The 19,789-nt window shown below is 67.8% G+C and carries 14 protein-coding genes; 10 read left to right on the top strand and 4 right to left on the bottom strand.

The annotated features are described in order from the left end of the window. Window positions 1-118: 118 nt before the first annotated feature. The 8 genes from proB (at window position 119) to ACLARN_RS09525 (ending at window position 11,762) form a co-directional block, all read left to right on the top strand. On the top strand, window positions 119-1,255 hold the full coding sequence (proB, locus tag ACLARN_RS09560) for a glutamate 5-kinase (protein ID WP_409491018.1): 1,137 nt from the start codon (window positions 119-121) through the stop codon (window positions 1,253-1,255). Further along, the gene (locus ACLARN_RS09555; protein WP_409490950.1) at window positions 1,246-2,496 is read left to right on the top strand and encodes a glutamate-5-semialdehyde dehydrogenase; all 1,251 of its coding nucleotides are present in this window, start codon (window positions 1,246-1,248) and stop codon (window positions 2,494-2,496) included. Before proB ends, ACLARN_RS09555 begins: the two co-directional genes overlap by 10 nt. After that, the gene (locus tag ACLARN_RS09550) at window positions 2,496-3,749 is read left to right on the top strand and encodes a pyridoxal phosphate-dependent aminotransferase (RefSeq protein WP_409490949.1); all 1,254 of its coding nucleotides are present in this window, start codon (window positions 2,496-2,498) and stop codon (window positions 3,747-3,749) included. Before ACLARN_RS09555 ends, ACLARN_RS09550 begins: the two co-directional genes overlap by 1 nt. A 101-nt stretch (window positions 3,750-3,850) precedes the next feature. After that, window positions 3,851-4,093: a phosphopantetheine-binding protein gene (locus tag ACLARN_RS09545; RefSeq protein ID WP_409490948.1), complete on the top strand. Its 243-nt coding sequence runs from the start codon at window positions 3,851-3,853 to the stop codon at window positions 4,091-4,093. Beyond that, window positions 4,093-7,278 (top strand): non-ribosomal peptide synthetase, encoded by a 3,186-nt coding sequence (locus tag ACLARN_RS09540; RefSeq protein WP_409490947.1) that lies wholly within the window; start codon window positions 4,093-4,095, stop codon window positions 7,276-7,278. Before ACLARN_RS09545 ends, ACLARN_RS09540 begins: the two co-directional genes overlap by 1 nt. Continuing rightward, entirely contained in the window at window positions 7,275-8,051 is a 777-nt protein-coding gene (locus ACLARN_RS09535) for a thioesterase domain-containing protein (protein WP_409490946.1), read from the top strand. The genes ACLARN_RS09540 and ACLARN_RS09535 overlap by 4 nt, the downstream gene beginning before the upstream one ends. Beyond that, window positions 8,048-9,613: an AMP-binding protein gene (locus ACLARN_RS09530; RefSeq protein WP_409490945.1), complete on the top strand. Its 1,566-nt coding sequence runs from the start codon at window positions 8,048-8,050 to the stop codon at window positions 9,611-9,613. The genes ACLARN_RS09535 and ACLARN_RS09530 overlap by 4 nt, the downstream gene beginning before the upstream one ends. Window positions 9,614-9,710: 97 nt before the next feature. Then, a complete protein-coding gene (locus tag ACLARN_RS09525) occupies window positions 9,711-11,762 on the top strand; it encodes a BTAD domain-containing putative transcriptional regulator (protein ID WP_409490944.1) in 2,052 nt (683 codons plus the stop codon). 23 nt (window positions 11,763-11,785) lie between these two features. Here the strand turns inward: ACLARN_RS09525 and ACLARN_RS09520 are convergent, their stop codons facing one another. The 4 genes from ACLARN_RS09520 to cysC form a co-directional block, all read right to left on the bottom strand. Continuing rightward, complete coding sequence (locus ACLARN_RS09520; RefSeq protein WP_409490943.1) at window positions 11,786-13,048, bottom strand: cation:proton antiporter; 1,263 nt, start codon at window positions 13,046-13,048, stop codon at window positions 11,786-11,788. Between the two features lie 183 nt (window positions 13,049-13,231). Then, a complete protein-coding gene (locus ACLARN_RS09515) occupies window positions 13,232-14,485 on the bottom strand; it encodes a sulfate adenylyltransferase subunit 1 (protein WP_409491017.1) in 1,254 nt (417 codons plus the stop codon). Beyond that, a complete protein-coding gene (gene cysD / locus ACLARN_RS09510) occupies window positions 14,482-15,417 on the bottom strand; it encodes a sulfate adenylyltransferase subunit CysD (protein ID WP_409490942.1) in 936 nt (311 codons plus the stop codon). The genes ACLARN_RS09515 and cysD overlap by 4 nt, the downstream gene beginning before the upstream one ends. After that, complete coding sequence (gene cysC / locus ACLARN_RS09505; protein WP_409490941.1) at window positions 15,414-15,941, bottom strand: adenylyl-sulfate kinase; 528 nt, start codon at window positions 15,939-15,941, stop codon at window positions 15,414-15,416. Before cysC ends, cysD begins: the two co-directional genes overlap by 4 nt. A gap of 592 nt (window positions 15,942-16,533) precedes the next feature. On the opposite strand from cysC, the gene ACLARN_RS09500 reads away from it, so the two are divergent. Continuing rightward, window positions 16,534-17,685, top strand: coding sequence for a Glu/Leu/Phe/Val dehydrogenase dimerization domain-containing protein (locus ACLARN_RS09500; protein WP_409490940.1), 1,152 nt, complete (start codon window positions 16,534-16,536; stop codon window positions 17,683-17,685). Beyond that, a complete protein-coding gene (locus ACLARN_RS09495; RefSeq protein WP_409490939.1) occupies window positions 17,682-19,787 on the top strand; it encodes an NAD(P)-dependent oxidoreductase in 2,106 nt (701 codons plus the stop codon). The genes ACLARN_RS09500 and ACLARN_RS09495 overlap by 4 nt, the downstream gene beginning before the upstream one ends. The last annotated feature ends 2 nt before the right edge of the window (window positions 19,788-19,789 follow it).

The raw sequence follows: 19,789 nt of genomic DNA, 5'->3' as shown, positions 1-19,789 counted from the left end.
AGTATCGATACCACAGTCGCGAAGTTCGCCGACGTGGCGACGATTCCGGTACGTATCGCGCTGATTCACGCACCTATCCATTCCCGGCAATCACTCAGGAGGTGGAAGAACCGTGACAATGGCACGATCCGGCTCCGGCTCGGCAATTCCCGGCACCATCTCGGACTCCGCGCGGCGTGCACACGGCGACCGAGTGGTACTCAAGATCGGCACCTCCTCACTGGTCACCGATGGCCACCTCGATCCGGCCAAGGTGGACCGTCTCTGCGAGGCGGTGCTCCGAGGCAGGCGAGCCGGATTGTCACCGGTCCTCGTCACCTCCGGCGCCATCGCGATCGGCAGACGCCGCCACGACGCGCTGGCCGGCGCGGGCGCCGCCGAGCAGCAGGTCTCCGCCGCGCTGGGGCAGGGAATCCTCTATTCGGCACTACACGAGCGGTTTTCTCGCCATGGTCTGGAGACCGGGCAGATCTTGCTCACCCCGCGCGACCTCATCTCGCCGGGACACGAGGGCGCGGGCGGGGTCGGGCGAACCCTGGACGCGATGGAGTCGCTGGGATTCATTCCGATCGTCAACGAGAACGACGCGCTCGGCGTACGCAACAACGACGTACTCGCCGCGGTGCTCAGCGGATACCTGCGTGCCCGATTGCTGTTGCTGCTGACCAATGTTCCCGGTATTTACGATGCCAATCCGATGCTGGACGGGAACGCCACCCGGATCACCGAAGTGCGCCGCCTGACCCCCGGGCTGGAGGCGTTGGCGGGCGGGTCGGTCGGTGACGGCGGGACCGGCGGGATGGTGGCGAAGCTCAGCGCCTGCTGGATCGCCACCTACTCGGGTGTGCCGGCGGTCATCGCCGACACCGAGGATCCCGGTGTGCTGGTCGCCGCCCATCGCGGCGACCCGGTCGGTACCCGATTTCAGCCGCGGCCGGTCAACGGAGCCACAGTCGACATAGAACGCCTGTGGCGGGCCTTCCGGACCCCGCCGCGCGGCACCGTGGTGTGCGAGGAGGCAGGCCTGCGCGCCATCGACCGCGACGAAAGCCTGCTCCGGAGCCAGGTCCGCGAGGTCAGCGGCAGCTTCGACGCGGGATCGGTCGTCGACATCGCCGGTGTCACCGGCGGCGCGGCCGCTCGTGGCGCCATCCGCCTGGGATCCGGAAAGTCCGGCCCGGCCTGCGCACCCAGTTCGACCCTGTTCACCAATCGTGACTACGTACGGATCGTGGAGGATCAACCATGTCGGTAACAGACATCTGCCGGGACGCGGCCGAGGCTTCGGCGACGGTCAAAACGCTGACCACCGCGGAAAAGGATCGCGTACTGCTCGATATGACGACGGCCATCGCCGACCATCGCGGCAAGATCCTCGAGGCGAATGGCCAGGACGTCCAGGTGGCCCGCGACGGCGGGATCTCGGATACGCTCGCCGACCGGCTCACGCTGACCGAGCGGCGGACCGCGGGACTGATCGAGGCGATCACCACGATCGCCGCTCTGCCCGATCCGGTGGGTCAGGTGGTCGCGGGCTGGACCCGGCCGAACGGGCTGCTGGTCGAGCAGATCCGGGAACCGCTCGGAGTCGTCGCGGTGATCTACGAAGCGCGGCCCAACGTCACCGCCGAAGTGGCGGCACTGTGCCTGAAATCCGGAAACTGCGCGGTGCTGCGTGGTTCGTCGACGGCGATGGCCACGAACACCGCGATCATGGCGGCACTGGCCGAGGCGATCGCGCGCCATCCGGGCACCCCTGCCGCCGCCGTCCAGCTCATTCGCGATCCTTCGCGGGATGGAGCGCTGGAGCTGATGCGGGCCAAGGGCTACGTCGACTTGCTGGTGCCGAGAGGCGGGCCGGAGCTGATCGCCCAGGTTGAGCGCGACGCGACCGTGCCTACAGTGATCGACGGCGCGGGTAACTGCCATGTCTACATCGACAGCTCGGCCGATCGGCGGATGGCGACGGAGGTGGCTGTCAACGCCAAGGCCTCACGGCCCAGCGTCTGCAACGCGATGGAAACCCTGCTGGTGCACGAAGAACTGGTGCACGACTGGCTGCCTGGAGCGCTGGACGCGCTCGCCGCGGAGGGAGTCGAAATCCGCGGATGCCCCGCCGTATGCGGCGCCTGGCCGTCCGCGGTGGCCGCGACCGAGGCGGATTGGGGGACCGAGTACCTCGGGCTCGCTCTCGCCGTGAAGGTGGTCAAGGACGCGAGCGAGGCGATCGCGCACATCGCCCGCTGGGGCACGTCGAACGCCGAAGGGATCGTCGCCTCCGATATCCGGGTCGCCCGCCGGTTCGCCCGTGAGGTCGACTCCGGCAGCGTGTTCGTGAACACGTCGACCCGGTATTCCGACGGCGGCGAGTTCGGTTACGGCGTGGAGATCGGCGTGTCCACCCAGAAGCTGCATGTCCGCGGTCCGATGGGGCTCGAAGCGTTGACCACGGTGAAGAACGTGGTGTGGGGCGACGGCCAGACGCGGGTGCTCTGATGAACCAGCCGACCCACGCCGTCCCGGTCATGGAACCACCCTCGCCGTTGCGCAACACCAGGCTGATGAGCGGGATCGACCAGGCGCTGTCCATCAAACACAACAACCTCGTCTACGATTTGCGGGCCGCGGGACGCGACGTCGTCACCTTGTCCCTCGGTGAGGCGTTCTTCGACCTCCCGCTACCGAATTTCGACGAGCTCATCACCACCGGACTGCACCACTATTCGCATTCGCGGGGGCTGCCGGAACTGCGCCGGTCACTGGCCAAGTACTACGACGCCCAGTTCGGTGTTCCGGTGGACGCCGACCACGAACTCCTGGTCACCGCGGGGTCGAAGGCCGCGATATACATGGTGCTGCTGGCGATACTGGAGGCGGATGACGAGGTCATCCTGCTGGAACCGTTCTGGCTCAGCTATCCCGAGCAGGTCCGGCTGTGTGGCGGGACTCCGGTGATGGTCCCGCACGATGTGAGCGTGTCCGACCTGGCGGGCTATGTGACCCCGAGGACCCGCGCGATCGTCATCAACAACCCGAACAACCCCACCGGGCACGTCTACACCGCGGCGGAACTGCGCGACCTGCACGACCTCGCGGATCGCCATGGCCTGCTGCTGATCTCCGACGAGGCATACAACGAGTTCATCCCGCCGGACCAGGAATTCCTGGCCATCGGGGCACTCGATCCGGAGAAGCGGCACACCGTGACGGTCAATTCGATGTCGAAGAATTACGGTGTGTCCGGCTGGCGAATCGGTTACCTCATCGCACACCGCACACTCGTCGACCAGGTACTCAAGATAAACCAGCATCTGGTGACCTGTGCGCCGACCATTCTGTCCGCATATCTCGCCGAGAACTTCGACCGCGTTCTCGATATCACCCGGCCACAGATTCAGCGGACGGTGCGGATGCGGCAAGAGGTCGAAGGGTGGCTGACGGAGCGTGGAATCCGGACGTTGCCGGGTACGGCGACCTTCTACCTGTTCGCCTCGCTGGGCGGTTCCAGCCTCAGTTCTACCGAGTTCGCCGCCCGGCTGCTCGAAGAGTCCGATGTCAGCGTCGTGGCCGGCATCGCGTACGGGGCTTCCTGCGACCGGCACATCCGGATCTCGGTGGGCACCGAAAGTCCTGATCGGGTGGCTCGCGGGGTCGCCGCCATCGACGATCTGATCCGCGCCACGACCCCGGGCGCGATGGCGCTGAACAGCGGCGATCGGCCGGTGCCGTGCTCGACACAGCGCGAGTAGATCGACGGTACATCGAGAAAACATCGACTGTCGGGAGCATCGGCCGTCAGACGGAGACAGCAGTCCGGCGTTACCGCTCGCACCACGAGGTGAAAAGAATCGTGAGTACCATTCCAGTCGACCTCGACTCGGCGATTGCCAAGTACGCCACGTCCGGATTCGACGACTCGACCCCGCTGCTCGACGCCGGGCTGGAGTCGTTGTCGCTACTCCGGCTCGCGGTCGAGACCGCGACCGACACCGACGCGGAGATCGACGCGACCAGTATGGCGGGCCTGTGCACGGTCGGCGAACTCAAGGCATGGCTGCGTGAGCTCAGCCCGGCCGGCGAAACGACGTCCTGATGACGGTCGACACCCCGGTCGAACCCGGCGTACTGCCGATCACCGAACAGCAACAGGGTCTGCTGGTCATCGACGGCTGGGTGCCCACTCCGCAGATCTACAACCAGCTCATGCGGATCGATCTGGATCCGGCGCTGCCGTCGGACGTGGTCGCGCCCGCACTCGCCGCGATGGTCGGCCTCCAGCCGGCGTTGCGGCAGGTGTTCGCGCGGTTGCCGGAGGCGTACGCGACGTTGACGCCGCCACCTGCCCCCGATGAGCTGCCGCTGGAACAGGTCGTGGTCGAGCCGGGCGGCTATCGGGTGGCCGTGGACTCGGCGGCCCGGCGGCTCGGCGGCCTGCGGTTCGACCTCACCACCGGGCCTGCCTACCGGCTCGCCCACATCCGGGCGTCCGACGGGTCGGCGTCGGCGATCGTGTTCTGCGCGCACCACATCGTCGGCGACGGTGTCTCCATGGGACCGCTCATCCGGGACCTCAGCGCGGCGCTGACCGGTGAGCTGAGCGAAGCGGAGATCAGGGCCAAGAGTGCGCGGCGGGAAGAGGCACTGTTACAGGAACTGCGGACGCAGATCCGGATCTCCGGTTCCGCGGACACCACCGAACGGGCGAGATCCTGGGCCGAGCGATTGCGGGAAGTGCCGCCGCTCGTCCTCTCCCCTCGTCCGAACCGGCCGGTGGAAACGGACTTCTCCGGCGCGCGGATCGCGTGGACGCTGAGCGAGACCGAGACCGCGGACCTGTATCGCACCTGCAAACGCCTTGGTATCACCCCGTTCGTGCTGCTGACCGCCGTCTACGGCACGGTGCTCGCGCGCCATGGCGGCGTGTCCAGCGTGCTTGTCGGCAGTCCGTTCACCGCACGCAGGAGGGTGGCCTCGTTCGACTTGTGCGGTTTCTTCGTCAACACGCTGCCTGTCACCGTCGAGGTCGACTGGACTCGCACGGTGGACGAGCATTTCGGCGAGGTCGTCCGTGCGGCGGTCGGGCATTGCCGCGCCAATGTCGACGTTTCGTTCAATCAGCTCGTCGCCGAGGTCAAACAGGACCGCGCCGGTAATCGCAACCCGTTGTTCTCCTGCATGCTGGCGATGCAGGACACCTTCGACGACAAACCTGGCGGCGCGATCGCCGGGATCAGCGAACCGGGCAACGACACGGCCAAATTCGATCTGTGGCTCGGCGCGACCCTGGTCGAGGGCCGATGGCTGCTCGAACTGGAATACGACCGCACTCTCCTTTCCGCGGCGGTCGCCGACGGCGTGCTCGGGTCGCTGCGCACCGCGCTGCGACGCGCGCTCGCCGATGGTTCGCGCACACTGGCCGACTTGTTCATCGACGCGTCCGCCGCGGTGAGCCTGTGCACCGACGGGCTCGGCATCGAGAGCGACGTGCCGACGCTCGCCGCTTGGCTCGCCGACACCGCGCGCCGGACGCCCGGCGCGGTGGCCATCGAGGCTCCGCAAGGCCAGGTCACCTACGCGGAACTGGCTTCCCGTGCCGAGGATCTCGCCGACGGCCTCGCCACCCGAGGGGTGCGGGCCGGTGACGTCGTGGGGCTCGCGCTCGACACCCTGCCGGACACCGTGGTGGCGATCCTCGCCACCCTCCATTGTGGAGCGACCTACCTGCCCCTCGACCCGAGCCTGCCTGCCGAGCGACTCGCGTCGATGGTGCGCAGGGCGGACTGCGCGGTGGTACTCGGCGGTGCGATCGATCTGCCGTCGGACGAATCCGTCACCATCGCGGAGATCACGGCCGCGGCGGACGGAAGCAGACGTCCGCGAGGCGGTGATCCCCAGACCGCCGCCTACCTGATGTTCACGTCGGGCTCCAGCGGTCTGCCGAAAGGTGTGCTGATGGGCAACGCGCCGCTGCTCGATCTCGCGAGCTGGCAGCACGCCGCGCTCGGCCACGACGAGAGAACCCGGTTTCTCCAGTACGCGCCGCTCGGCTTCGACGTGTCGTTCCAGGAGATCCTGCCGACGCTGATCGCCGGTGGCACCGTGGTATCGAGGGATCCTGTCGACCGGCGCGACTTTCCCGCACTGGCAAGGCATATCGCCGACAAAGCGGTGACCCACGCGTTCCTCCCGGTGGCCGCGCTGCGCCCGTTCACCCAGGCGGCGAGCGCGGGCGGCGTCGACATGCCTGCCTTGCGCTACCTGTGTGTTTCGGGGGAACAGCTGCTCGTCGACGACGGGATCCGGGCGTTCTTCCGCGCGCATCCACGGTGCGTGCTGGTGAACCTCTACGGCCCGACGGAAACGAACGCCGCGACCACCAGCAGGCTCACCGCGGGCGAGGAGGAGTGGCCCGCGCATGTGCCGATCGGCGTGCCGCTGCGCGGGGTCGCGGCGTACGTGGTCGACGACTCCGGTCATCTCGCACCGGTGGGTGTCCAGGGCGAGCTGTACCTCGGCGGTGGCTGCCCGGCCGACGGCTACCTCGACGACGCCGAACGCACAGCGGCGAGCTTCCTGCCCGACCGCTTCGATGGCACGCCGGGAGCGCGGATGTATCGCACCGGCGATCTGGTCGTCCGCGACGAGCGCGGGATCCTGACTTTCCTCGGCAGACGCGACAACCAGGTGAAGGTCCGCGGGTACCGGGTGGAACTCGGCGAGATCGAGGCGGTGGCGACCGCGGTGCCGGGAGTGCGGCAGGCCGTCGCCGTCGCCCGCGGAACCGGTGCCGATCGTGAACTCGTACTGCTGCTGCTCCCGGATCCGGGATCGGCCACGGACCACGAGGACCTCCGCCACCGGCTGACCGCCACGCTGCCGTCGCATATGGTGCCGGCCTGGTTCTTCGACGTGGACGACCTGCAGACCTCCAGCACAGGCAAGATCGACCGCGTCGCGCTGGCCGAGCTCGCCGAGAAGCTCGTTCTCGAACGCAAGGTCTCCCCCGCCGCACCGCCCTCGGCCTACACCGATGAACTGGAGTCGGAAATGGCCGGGTTGTGGGCGAAAGTGCTCGACGTCGACGGCATCGAACGAGACCGGTCACTGCTGGAATACGGCGCCCACTCGCTCAACGTGTTCGCCGCGTTCGCCGAGATCGACCAGCACTACGGGACGACGATCACCATGTCCGACTTCTTCCGAAGGCCGACCGTCGCCGCGCTGGCGGAGCTGGTCCGTTCCGAGCTGGACCCCGCGAATGTGAGGGAGAGCCGGTGAACGCCGCCGAGACCAGCTTGATGATCACTCTCGTCCGGCGCAAGAACCGGCCCGCCTGTCTGCTGCTCCCCGGCGCGGGCGGCGGGCTGGCGCACTACTTCGGCCTCGCCTCGCATCTCGGCCTCGGCTACAACGTCTACGGCGTCCGCCCTGTCGGCTTGCTGGCCGGTGAGCGACCGCAGGACGCCATTCCCGCGATGGTCGACTCGGTGCTGCACGAACTCGACAGGTCCGAACTCGTACCGGAACTGGTTTTCGGCTGGTCGCTCGGTGGGCTGCTCGCCTGGGAGACCTGTGTACGCCTCGCCGACCGGGGGCACCGACCACGACTGATGCTCGTCGACAGCTCTCCCCTGGCCCGAGTGTCCACAGTGGACGAGGATCGGCGGATCGAGGAACTGATCGTCCGCCAGCTCGGCCCGAAGGCCGCTCCGGAAGCGAGGGACCGGGTGGCCCGGGTGTTCCGGGGACAGGTGGCCGCGCTCAACGAATACCGGACCACCCGCGAGTACGACGCCGACGTGCTGCTGCTGCGGTGCACGGCGCCTGGTGCCGGGATTCCGGACGCCGCGGTCCGGCGCTGGTCGGAACTCGCCCCCAGCCTGACGACGGTCTCGCTGCGAGCGGGACATTTCGACGTCTTCGATCCCGAGCACGCGTCCGCGTTGTCCGAAGCGGTGGACGGATTTCTCGGTGCGCACCAGAAACTCCTCGTAGACGGCGAATTCGGGCGGAACCCGATCCTGCCCGCGCCCGGAAGGAACACACGATGACCGACCGCAGCCTCTACGACTGGTTCTTGGCGGCGTCCGAAACCAACCCGGACGGCAACGCTCTCGAGGTCAGCCAGGACGCGCTGACCTATACGGAACTGCGCACGGCCGCCGAGAACATGTCCGCGCGCATGGTGGAGGCACTCGGCGCCGCACCGGCCAGGGTCGGTCTGCTGACCTCGCGCCACGTCGTCAGCTATATCGGCTACCTCGCCGCGTCGCGGCTCGGGGCGGCGGCCGTGCCGCTGAACCCTGGTGCACCCGCGCTGCGCAACATCGACATCGCCGCCGAAGCCGGGCTCGACCTGACGGTGATCGACGACAGATCCGGGGACGGTCTCGATGAGTACCGGCGAAAGTCGAGCTCGGTACTCCTGGACATGACCGGTGAGAGCTGGCGTGGCCTTCTCCTCCCGGACGCCGACGTCGCAGTGCCTGCACAGGCACAGCGAAGCGGTGACGATTTCGCGTACATCATTTTCACCAGCGGGACGACGGGACGGCCGAAAGGCGTGCCCATCACACACGGCAATCTCTCGTCGCTGCTCACCGACGCCATCCCGCGTTTCCGGATGGGGCCCGGCTGTCGCGTGTCGCAGACCTTCGAGATGTCCTTCGACGGTTCGGTCATCTCCATTTTCGGCGCCCTGTGCTCCGGCGCCACGTTGTGCGTCCCGCAGCACAGCGACGTGTTCACCCCGGTGAAGTTCGTCAATGCCAAGCAGCTGACCCATTGGATGTCCGTGCCGTCGATCATCTCCTTCGCCAAACGACTGCGGGCGCTCGCCCCTGGCAGCATGCCGACCCTGCGGTGCTCGATGTTCGGCGGCGAGGGCCTGACCTTCGAACAGGCGGAGGTGTGGTCCGCGGCGGCGCCCAACTCGACCGCGCACAACTGTTATGGCCCGTCGGAAACGACCGTCATCATCACCGGCTACCCGGTGCCGCGGGAACGAGTCGACTGGCCGGAGACCTCGAACCGTTCCATCCCGCTCGGACACCCGTATCCACATCTGGATTGGGTGCTGCTGGACGAGGACCTGCGGGAAAGCGACGATGGCGAACTCTGCGTCCGCGGTGCGCAGCGTTTTCCGGGATATCTCGACGAGGGCGAGAACGTGGGCCGGTTCGTGACGTTTTCCGCCGGACAGGGTCACATCTACGACGGCGGCGAGCCGCTCACCGCCGAGCACTACTACCGAACCGGCGACCGGTGCCGGCTCGAACACGGCGAACTCGTCTGCCTCGGCCGGGTCGACCATCAGGTCAAGGTCCGCGGTCACCGGGTGGAACTCGGCGAGATCGAGTCGGTGTTGCGGCGGCATCCCGCCGTCGCGGAGATCGTCGTCATCACCGTGACCGCGGCGGACGGCGAGATCGACCTGCACGCGCTGTACACCGGCGGCGAGGTGAGCTTCGCCGAGTTCGCTCGGTTGCTCGAGCAGCTTCCGGCCTATATGCACCCGCGCGGGTTCCACCGGCGTGAGTCGATCCCGCTGACGATCGTCGGCAAGGTCGACCGGAAACTGCTGGCCAAGGATTTGGAGTCGTCCCGCGGCTGATTCGCCCTGCTCCCGATGCCGCGCGTGAGTGCGTCGATTCGGCGGTACACCGTGCGGAGAGCGCACACCTAGAATGCCTCCCTGGGGGGATTTCGAGATGCCAGATGAATCCAGGCCACCGGCGTCCAAGTTCCGGATTCTGGGGCCGGTGGAGTTCTTCGACGGCGGTAAATGGGCCACCATTCCGGCCGCCAAGCTGCGCACTTTGCTGGCGATCCTGCTGCTCAACGCGAACCGGGTGGTTCCGGTGGAATTGCTCGTCGCCGAGTTGTGGGCGGACAAGCCACGCGGCCGGGCGACCGGCCTGCTCGCGGGTTGCGTCTGGCGGCTGCGATCGGTGCTCGGTGACGTGGACGGCAAAGTCCTCAGCACGCATTCGAGCGGATATCGGATCACCGTGCTTCCCGGAGCTTTGGACCTGCACGAATACGAATCGCTCGTGGTGGCGGGCCGGGCAGCGCGGGAAGCGGAGGATCTGACCAGTGCCGCGAAGGCGTTGAGCGCGGCGATGGAGATGTGGCGCGGCGCCGCGCTCTCCGATGTCGCCCTGACTCCGTCGGTGATGGCCGAGACGGCGCGGCTCGACGAATCCCAGTTCGCCGTGGCGGAAGCGCATTTCGCCGTGCAGATCGGTCTCGGACGGCACGAGGACGTGCTTCCTGGACTCAAACTCATGGTGTCCCAGCATCCGCTGCGCGAGCGTCTGCACGAGCAGCTGATGCTGGCGCTCTACCGATCCGGCCAGCAGGCCGAGGCGCTCGGCGCCTACCGGGATCTGCGCCACCTCCTGGTCGACGAACTCGGCATCGAGCCGAGCAAACCGTTGCGCGATCTGCAGCAGCGAATTCTCACCGAGGATCCCCTGCTGCTGGCCGTCGACACCGACGAGCCGGGGCATCAACGCGCGGTGCGCGGACCCGTGCCGTCGGCGATGCCCGCCCGGAGTCCCGCACCCGCACTGCCCATGCCAGGTACGGCCGTGTTCATCGGACGGCAGGTCGAGCTCGCCAAGCTCACCACCAGGTTGATCGAGCCGGGTGCCGTATGCTCGGTGTACGGCTTGGCTGGTTCGGGGAAGAGCGAGCTGGCGGTGCGTTCCGCGCTCGCGATCGCCGACCGGTTTCCCGACGGTCAGGTATACGTCGACCTGCGCTCGTCATCGGGATCGACGCCGCTGCGCCCGATCGACCTGCTGCGCCGGCTGTCCACGGCGTTCGGCCTTCCCGGACCCGGTGATGAGGTCGAAGACCTGACCGACGCGGCGGATCGCTGGCGGATGGCGATGACCGGCCGCCGGGCGTTGATCGTGCTCGACGACGTGTGTGACACCCGTCAGGTGAGCGCCGTGCTCCCGCTCCCACCGGGTTGTTCGATGCTGCTGGCCGGACGTTCGGCCGCCGGGCCGGTCGACGATCGCAGCCATCTGCGACTCGGCAGGCTGCCGGTCGCGACGTCGACAGAACTGTTACGCCACATAGTCGGCGCCGATCGCATCGATACGGATACCGCTGCCGCCGCCGATGTGGTCAGGGCGTGCGAGTGCCTGCCGCTGGCACTGCGCGCGGCCGCGGGCAGGCTGGTGCTGCATCCGGAGTGGACGGTCACCGAGTTCGCCTGTCAGCTGGCCAGGCCGGAGCGACGGCTGGATCTGTTGCTCAGCGGCGATCTCAGCCTCCGCCAATGTCTGCGCGGCGGTATCCGGCTGTTGAGCCGCGCCGGTGACGACACCGCGCTGTCCGCGCTGAGCCTGTTGTCCGGGCTCGATCTCCCGGTGGTCCCGCTGTCGATACTGGCCACCTTGTTGCGGACCACCGAACACGACGCGCTGGCTGTCGCCGAGCGGTTGGTCGACGCGGGTCTGATCGAGTCGCTGACCATGGGGAACTATCGCGTTCCGCATTCGGTCCGGCTGCTGGTATCGGAGAACACCGATGCGTCGGCTGAGATTTCCGAAGCGGTGCAGCGAGTTGTCTACGAAAACACTTGTGCGGTGCGCGCCTGCCTCGATGCGGGCCCCGCCCACAACCGGTTGGCGTGGTTCCGACAGCAGCGGGCGGTGCTGCGGGATCTGGCCGCGAGGGACCAGACCGGCGCGCTGGGCGCGGCTGTCGACGAGCTGCGGCAGGACCTGCTCCACCGGCATGCCTGATCGCGGCATCCGGTCGTGGTGGGTCAGGCTCGGACCGGCCGGTGCGCGGCAGGCAGGTCGAGGCTGTAGAGGTCGTCCACGGTGCCACCACGGCCGCGCAGCCACCGCAGGGCCGGAGCGGTGGCCACCGTCGTGATCAACGCCATCACGACCATCGCCGAGTAGAGATCACCGCCGATGACGCCGAGCTGCAACCCGGTGGTCAGGACGACCACTTCGGTGAGCCCCCGGGTGTTCATCAGTACCGCCAGCGCGGACGCGGGGCGGGCGCCGATCCGGCAGGCACGCGCCGCGCCGTAGGTGCCCGCGACCTTGCCCACCACCGCGGCGAAGACGACGATTCCCAGCAACGCCAGAGACTTCCCGTCGAGACCGAGGTCGACCGCGAGCCCTGCCGTGACGAAGTAGACCGGGAGGAAGAACTTGCTCACCTCCATGACCTTGGCGTGCACGTCCTCGCGTCGCGAATCGACGTCGCGCCGGGGAACCGCGAGGCCGAACAGGAACGCGCCGAAGATGAAGTGCAGACCCATGAGTTCGGTGGCGGCGGCATGGGCCAGCGCCCCGCTGACCATGGCGACCGTCAAAGCCGTGCCCGCGGCGCGGGAATCGGCGGCGCGCGCCATCGCCATCCGCATCGCGGGCCGGAAGACGAAGCGCAGGGCCAGCACCATCGGGACGATCAGCGCCACCCGCCACGGTGCCGAACCCGTGCCGCCGACGATCGTGACGACGATCGCCAGCGCGCACCAGGCGAGTGCGTCGCAGACCGCCGCGACGGCCAGTGCCAGTCTGCCCACTCCGGTGTCGATGATCCCCCGGTCGACCAGAATTCTCGCCAGTACGGGAAAAGCGGTGATCGACATCGCCACACCCATGAACAGCACGAAGCCGGTGATGTCCGGCGGAGTGCTCAATCCGGTGCCCAGCAGCAACCACGCCGTGCCGAGACCGAGTACGAAGGGCAGCGCCATCGCTCCGGTCGCGATGGCACCGGCCCGTCGGATCCCGTTCCGCTCGGAGCCCCGGCCGAACTCCATGGCGAGGGCGAACATGAACAAGGCGACCCCGATGTTGCCGAGGGCGGTGAACGTCGGCCGGACGGTCACCGGCACGATGACCTCCGACCACGACCCGAGCAGTGTCGGGCCGAGCAGCACCCCGCCGAGGAGCTCGCCGATGACCGGTGGCTGACCCAGCCGTGCGGCCAAAGTTCCCATCAGGCCACAGAAGCCGAGCACAACCGCGAGGATGACGAGCAGCAGTGCGATCTGTTCACTGGACATGATCCGGTCCCGCGTTCTGTATGAGAGGTTTCGTTCCGCAGACGGCGATCTCGCGTGATCAGGCGGCGGTTACGCGTGATTGGGCGGAGATCACGCGAGTTCTCCGTCTGATCACGCGAGTTCTCCGTCTGATCACGCGAGTTCTCCGTCTGATCACGGGTAACCGCCGTCTGATCACCCGCCTCAGGCGACGAGACCGGCCGCCAAGGTGTTGCCGGACACCGGATCGATGAGCAGGAAGCCGCCGGTCGCCCGGCTCAGCGCGTACGGCTCCAGCGGCAGCAGGTCCGCGGTGTGGATGCTGACCCGTCCGATGTCGTTGATGGCCAGCTGATCAGCCGGAACGGTCGTCGCGGTCCTGATGTCGACGCAGCCGTGCAACGCGGTCACGACGCAGGGGGTCGTGCGAGTTCCGTGGCGCACCAGCAACTTCGCGCCCTTGTCGAGCGGGCGGTCGGAAAGCCAGCACAGGGTCGCTTCGAAATCCGAACGCAGCGTCGGCGCTGTCGCACCGTCCGCGCCGACGATGAGGTCGCCCCTGGCCACATCGATGTCGTCGTCGAGGACGAGGGTCGCACTGCGTCCGGCGCCCGCCGAGTCGACCCGGCCGTGCGAGGTGTCGACGTGGCGGACCGAGCTGCGCGACCCGGACGGCAGGATGACCACCTCGTCTCCGTCACGCACTGTTCCCGCGCTGATCCGGCCCGCATAGCCGCGATAGTCGGAGTGCTCACCGGTGCGCGGTCGCACGACGTACTGCACCGGCATCCGCAGCGGCTGGGTGAGTTCCGGCGCCGGGATCGGCGTGGATTCCAGCAGGTGCAGCAAAGTAGGCCCGCGGAACCACGGCATCCGCGCCGAGGGCACCACCACGTTGTCGCCGTCCAGCGCGGATACCGGCACAACGTCGACGTCCTCGGCCGGGTACTCGAATGTCGCGGTCAGGTCGGCGAACGTAGCTGCGATGGCGTCGAACACGGCCTCGTCGTAGCCGACCAGGTCCATCTTGTTCACCGCCAGCACGAGCCGGGGAACCCGGAGCAGGGCGAGCAGCGCCGTGTGCCGGTAGGTCTGCTCGACCACGCCGTGGCGAGCGTCGACGAGGATGACCGCGAGCTGGGAGGTGGACGCACCGGTCACCGTGTTGCGGGTGTACTGCACATGCCCGGGGGTGTCGGCGAGGATGAAGCTGCGTCGTGGCGTGGAGAAGTAGCGATAGGCCACATCGATGGTGATGCCCTGTTCCCGCTCGGCGCGCAGGCCGTCGGTGAGCAGGGACAAGTCCGGTGTGGACAGTCCACGATCCACCGAGACCCGTTCGACCGCGTCGAGCTGGTCGGCCAGCACGGACTTGGTCTCGAAGAGCAATCTGCCGACGAGGGTCGACTTGCCGTCATCGACGCTGCCGGCGGTGGCGAAACGAAGCAACTCCATCAGAAGTAGCCCTCTCGTTTGCGGTCTTCCATCGCCGCTTCCGACATCCGGTCGTCGGCACGGGTCGCACCCCGCTCGGTCAACCTGCTGGCGGAGACTTCCTTGATGATCGTTTCGATGTCGGCGGCCTCGGACAGCACCGCGCCGGTGCAGGAACCGTCGCCGACCGTGCGGTATCGCACCGAGCGGATCTCGGTGTCCACCCCGTGCCCCGGACCGCCCCACGGCCCGGCCGTCATCCACATGCCGTCGCGCCGGTAGACCTCGCGCCGATGGCTGTAGTAGAGCGCGGGGACTTCGATCTCCTCACGGGCGATGTAGCGCCACACATCGAGTTCGGTCCAGTTCGACAGCGGAAACACCCGCACGTGCTCGCCCGGAGCGTGCCGTCCGTTGTAGAGGTCCCACAGCTCCGGTCGCTGCTTGCGCGGGTCCCAGCGTCCGAAGGAGTCGCGAAGGCTGACGATCCGCTCTTTGGCCCGTGAGCGTTCTTCGTCCCTGCGCCCGCCGCCGACCACGGCGTCGTGCCGATAGTGCGCGATGGAATCCAGCAGTGGCACCGTTTGCAGCGGATTACGGGTGCCGTCCGGACGTTCGGTGAGCCGGCCGTCGTCGATCCAGTCCTGCACCCGGGCCACTTCCAGGCGAAGCCCGAACTCCTCGGCGACGCGATCACGGAAGTCGAGTACCTCGGGGAAGTTGTGGCCGGTGTCGACATGCAGCAACGCCAGCGGGACCGGTGCCGGCCGGAAGGCGCGCACGGCCAGATGCACGAGAACGGTCGAGTCCTTGCCGCCGGAGAAGAGGATCACCGGACGCTCGAATTCGCCCGCCACCTCGCGGAAGATGTGGATCGCCTCGTCTTCCAGCACGTCCAGCGCATCGGCGTCGCCGCGTTCGGCTCGTTCCCGTGACCGGACCGAATCGATGGTCATGGGCGCCGCTCCATCCGCAGACGCACCAGCGTGTCCAGCCGATCCACGCAGGATTCCAGTGGTGTACGCGCCGTTTCCAGGTGCAGTGCTGGGGATTCCGGTGGCTCGTACGGATCGTCGTACCCGGTCAGCCCGGAGATCTCGCCGGAGCGAGCGCGCTGGTAGAGCCCCTTGACGTCACGATTCATGCAGGTTTCGAGGTCCGCGTCTACGAAAACCTCGATGAAATCGATTCCCTGCTCCTCATGTCGCCGCCGTACCTGGGTACGCGCTTCCTGGTAGGGCGCGATGACCGGGACGACCACGATCACGCCGTGCCGGGCGAGCAGCGCCGCCATGGCACCGATGCGGCGCACGTTCTCGGTCCGGTCCTCCTTGCTGTAGCCGAGTTCGGGGAAGAATTCCCGGCGCACCACGTCCCCATCGAGCACCTCAGTGGGATATGCCCCTTTCATCCTCTTCGCGAAATCGGTGGCGATCGTCGATTTTCCGGACGAAGGCAACCCAGTGAGCCAGACCGTCATGGACACGAGCCGAAGCCTCCCCCATCAAATTCGGAACATGCATGGTGCGGATTGTTGTCGGCACGCGTCGGAAGTGTCAAGAAACAAAAGTAGAGAATCTTGTGGTTCCAAGACGAGGCCTGCATACCACCACATAGGATGACGCCTATGTGGCTGATGTACGCGCGATCTCACCGATGTATTACCGATGTGATCAACATTTTCATTGCTCCACCGGGGGGATAATCCGAGGTACCTGCTTTGCCCCGCTACTCCAGACGTGTGACACGGTGAATCATCTATCTCACGCCTTGAAAATCCACCAGCCCGCCCATAGGGTGGGAGTCAGTCCGCAGGAAGCGGAACTGGGGTGTTTGCGTCAGGCCTTGTATTGCTGCGTATCGGCCGGTTGAATTATCGCCGTACCACGATCACCAGGTCTGTCATCATAATCCATGAACCATTATTATTCCTTGTTTCCTGTGCCCGGTCGGACAGAAAGCACACTGATTCACTGTGCGCTGCCCGGCAGCATTGCCGATTCCTTCTCGCCATCGATTACTCGTCGGCGAGCGTTTTCGGTGGCCATACATTCCGAAGGATGTGACGACGGTTGACGACTTCGATCCTGAACGAGAAGCCATCCGCAGACGCTGATACCGGGCCGCTGTCGTCGACCCGGCTGGGGCTGCCCGGCTGCGACACCGAGGCCTGGGTCGTCGTGGATTCCATGGTCGACGGCATGGCCATGGGCGGGACCCGGATGACTCGCGATGTCACCGAGGTGGAGGTGGCCGGTCTCGCGCGGGCCATGACCGTCAAGCTGGCCCTCGCCGGCCTGCCCATCGGTGGCGCGAAAGCGGGAATCCGGCCACACGGCCAGGTCACCGACCGCGACCGGGTGCTGCGCGCGTTCGGTTCCTCGGTGGCCCCGCTGCTGCACGGCGGCATCTACCTCGGCTGCGACCAGGGCACTACCCACGCCGACCGCGACCTGTTCCTCGCCGCCGCGGGCTACGACGTGCGCAACCGGGCCGGAGCCGCGCGGCTCCAGGTCGACTGGCGGGAACTCTGGCACGACCTGACCGACATCACCGGTTACGGCGTCGGCATCGCGACGCTGACCGCACTCACGGCGGCGGGCCGAGAAGGCCCGCAACGCGTTGTAGTGCAGGGCTTCGGCACCGTCGGGCGGGCGGCGGCGGCATTCCTCGCCGAGCACGGGCACTCGGTGGTCGCGATCGCCGACATCGAGGGCACCATCGAGGATCCGGCCGGTCTCCCCATTCCCGCACTGCTCGCCGCGACCGACGCCGCCGGCACCGTCGACCGTTCGGGATTGCCGGGCAGCGTGCGCTGCTCGGACTCCTCGGCCCAGCGATGGCTCGACGTCCCGGCCGACATCACGATCCTCGCGGCGGGCGCCTCCGCCATCGATGAGTCCGCGGTGTCCCGCGTGCGCGCGGACTTCATCGTCGAGGGCGGCAACATGAGCTGCACCCCGGGCGCCCGCTCGGCCCTGCACAAGGCCGGTGTCTGTGTGCTGCCCGACGTGGTGGTCAACGTCGGCGGCGCCGCGGTCACCGGCTGCGTGCTCACCGGCGTCGCGCCCTCGGATCTGCCGCCCGCCCAGCTCCGGCAGTGGCTGCGCGAGTGGATCGGCGACACGATCACCCGGAACTGTGATGCCATCACCAGGCTGACGGCGGCCGCCGACCCGGATCCGGTGAGCACGCTGCTCGCCCTCCGCCGGAGCGGCTCGTGACCGGAGCCGAACCCTGGGTCGAGCGGCCGACCGTGCTGATCTCGCACGCCACGATGGGGCCGGCGCTGCTGAAGGCGCTCGGCGACCGGGTGTCGGCGAGACTGGTGGATTCGCCCGCCGCCCTCGCCCCAGCGCGGCAGGCGGAGATCCCCGGTCTGCCGGACATCGACACGATCATCGGCTTCCATTTCCCGCCGGACGCGCTCGCGAGCCTGCCGAACCTGCGCTGGCTGCACCTGACCGGCACCGGCAGTGATCACCTGCCCACGACCGGGCTGCGCGACAACGTGCTGGTGACCAACTCGCCTCGAGTGGCGGTGGAGCCGGTCGCCGAATACGCGCTGACCGGAATACTCGCCTGCCTCAAGGACATCGCCGGGCTCGGCGAACGGCCCAACAACAGAGTGTGGTTCGGCGCCCCGTCGCGAATGCTGTCCGGATCCACGGTCGGCGTGCTCGGTGCGGGCCGGATCGGTACCGCCGTCATCCGGCGGCTCACCGCGCTGGGCGCGCGCTGCGTCGCCTTCACCCGCACCGGCGTTCCCGCCGTCTCCGGGGCGGTCGAAACGGTGGCCTCCACGGAACTCGACGGATACGCGCACGCCCTGGACGTGGTGGTCTGCTGCCTGCCCGCGACCGCGGCCACCGAAGGCCTGGTCAGCGCGGACACGCTGGCCGCGCTACCGCCGCACGCGGTGGTGGTGAACGTCGGCAGGGCCGGTTCGATCGATGTCGGCGCGCTCTACCGCGGTCTGCGGGACGGGCGCATCCGTGGCGCCTTCCTCGACGTGCACGCCACCGAGCCGCTGCCGCCGGACGACGAGGCATGGGACGTCCCCGGTCTCATCGTCTCCCCGCACTGTGGATTCGCCTTTCCCGACGAGGCGCTGGAAGTCGCCCGAGGCTTCTTCGACAACCTGCACGACCTCGCCGCGGGTGACGTCCCACGCGACCTCGTCGTCACCTCGGTGGCCTCACCCGTGGTGACCTCACCGCGCATCTCCGCCCAGACGCCAGCCGCCGCCGACCTGTTCGCCGAGGCCCGTGCCCGCTTCACTGACAGCCTCGCGGAAGAGGCGCGGCTGCGACCGGGCGACGCCGAGATCGTGGCAGGCGCCGTGCGGCACAGCGTCGAGATCCTCGCCGACGTCGCCGCGGCAAGGGCGGCCGATCCGCCGCCGCCGGTCGAAAGCCCGGTTGTCGTCATCGGCATGCTGCGCACCGGCACCACCTTGCTGCACAACCTGCTGAACCTGCACCCTCGGCTGCACGGGCCCGCGTTGTGGGAACTCGCCGAGCCGGCGATCGCCGGATCCGATCCGGCACGGCATCCACAAGCGATCGAGAAGGCGCAGGCATACGTCGACGAGTACAACGCGAAGTCGCCGGATTTCGCGTCGATCCATTACCTGCAAGCGGATCTCCCCGACGAGTGCCATCGGCTCCTTGCCAACACCTTCCACAGCATGGTGCTGGAAATGCGTTACCGGGTACCGTCCTACGGCGACTGGTTGCACCGGCAGGACCACCACGAGGCCTACGCGGAACATCGCAGACAACTGGAACTCCTGATGCGCGGGCACACCGACGCCGAGGGCGGGCCGCTGACGCCGGTGTTGAAATGCCCGTTCCACACGTGGTATCTGCCCGCGGTCACCCGCACCTACCCCGGCGTCCGGTACATCCACCTGCACCGCGACCCGGTCGAGGCGATCGCGTCGACGGCGAGCCTGTGCCGGTCGGTCCGCAAGGCCCGTTCCGACCACGTCGACCTCGGTGAGATCGGCGACCAATGGCGCAACCGCATCGTGCCGCTCACGGACGCGCTCGCCACCGATCGCGCGGACCTGCTCGGCGGTCGGCCGGTCCTCGACATCCGCTTCCGCGATCTCACCGCGGATCCGGTCGCCACCGTCCTGCGGGCGTGCGCGTTCCTCGAACTCGACGCCGATGACGACTTCCTGGCCGCGGTCCGCGACTACCTCGGCCGGAACAGCCGCGGCAGCCACGGCACACACCGGTACACCCCAGAGGAATACGGCCTGGACAGCGTGGTGCTCGCCCGTGCGACCGCCCCCTATTCCCGACGGTTCGCGCTGTAGCC

This window comes from Amycolatopsis sp. cmx-11-12 (genome assembly GCF_046269425.1).
GTDB lineage: Bacteria > Actinomycetota > Actinomycetes > Mycobacteriales > Pseudonocardiaceae > Amycolatopsis.
Note: the sequence above shows the minus strand (reverse complement) of the source record. Positions and strands in the feature narration are given on the sequence as shown.

Excerpts from the sequence above, each read along its gene's own strand:
- proB (WP_409491018.1), top strand. The coding sequence starts at position 119 with ATGGCACGATCCGGCTCCGGCTCGGCAATTCCCGGCACCATCTCGGAC.
- ACLARN_RS09555 (WP_409490950.1), top strand. The coding sequence starts at position 1,246 with ATGTCGGTAACAGACATCTGCCGGGACGCGGCCGAGGCTTCGGCGACG.
- ACLARN_RS09550 (WP_409490949.1), top strand. The coding sequence starts at position 2,496 with ATGAACCAGCCGACCCACGCCGTCCCGGTCATGGAACCACCCTCGCCG.
- ACLARN_RS09540 (WP_409490947.1), top strand. The coding sequence starts at position 4,093 with ATGACGGTCGACACCCCGGTCGAACCCGGCGTACTGCCGATCACCGAA.
- ACLARN_RS09530 (WP_409490945.1), top strand. The coding sequence starts at position 8,048 with ATGACCGACCGCAGCCTCTACGACTGGTTCTTGGCGGCGTCCGAAACC.
- ACLARN_RS09525 (WP_409490944.1), top strand. The coding sequence starts at position 9,711 with ATGCCAGATGAATCCAGGCCACCGGCGTCCAAGTTCCGGATTCTGGGG.
- ACLARN_RS09520 (WP_409490943.1), bottom strand. The coding sequence starts at position 13,048 with ATGTCCAGTGAACAGATCGCACTGCTGCTCGTCATCCTCGCGGTTGTG.
- cysD (WP_409490942.1), bottom strand. The coding sequence starts at position 15,417 with ATGACCATCGATTCGGTCCGGTCACGGGAACGAGCCGAACGCGGCGAC.
- cysC (WP_409490941.1), bottom strand. The coding sequence starts at position 15,941 with ATGACGGTCTGGCTCACTGGGTTGCCTTCGTCCGGAAAATCGACGATC.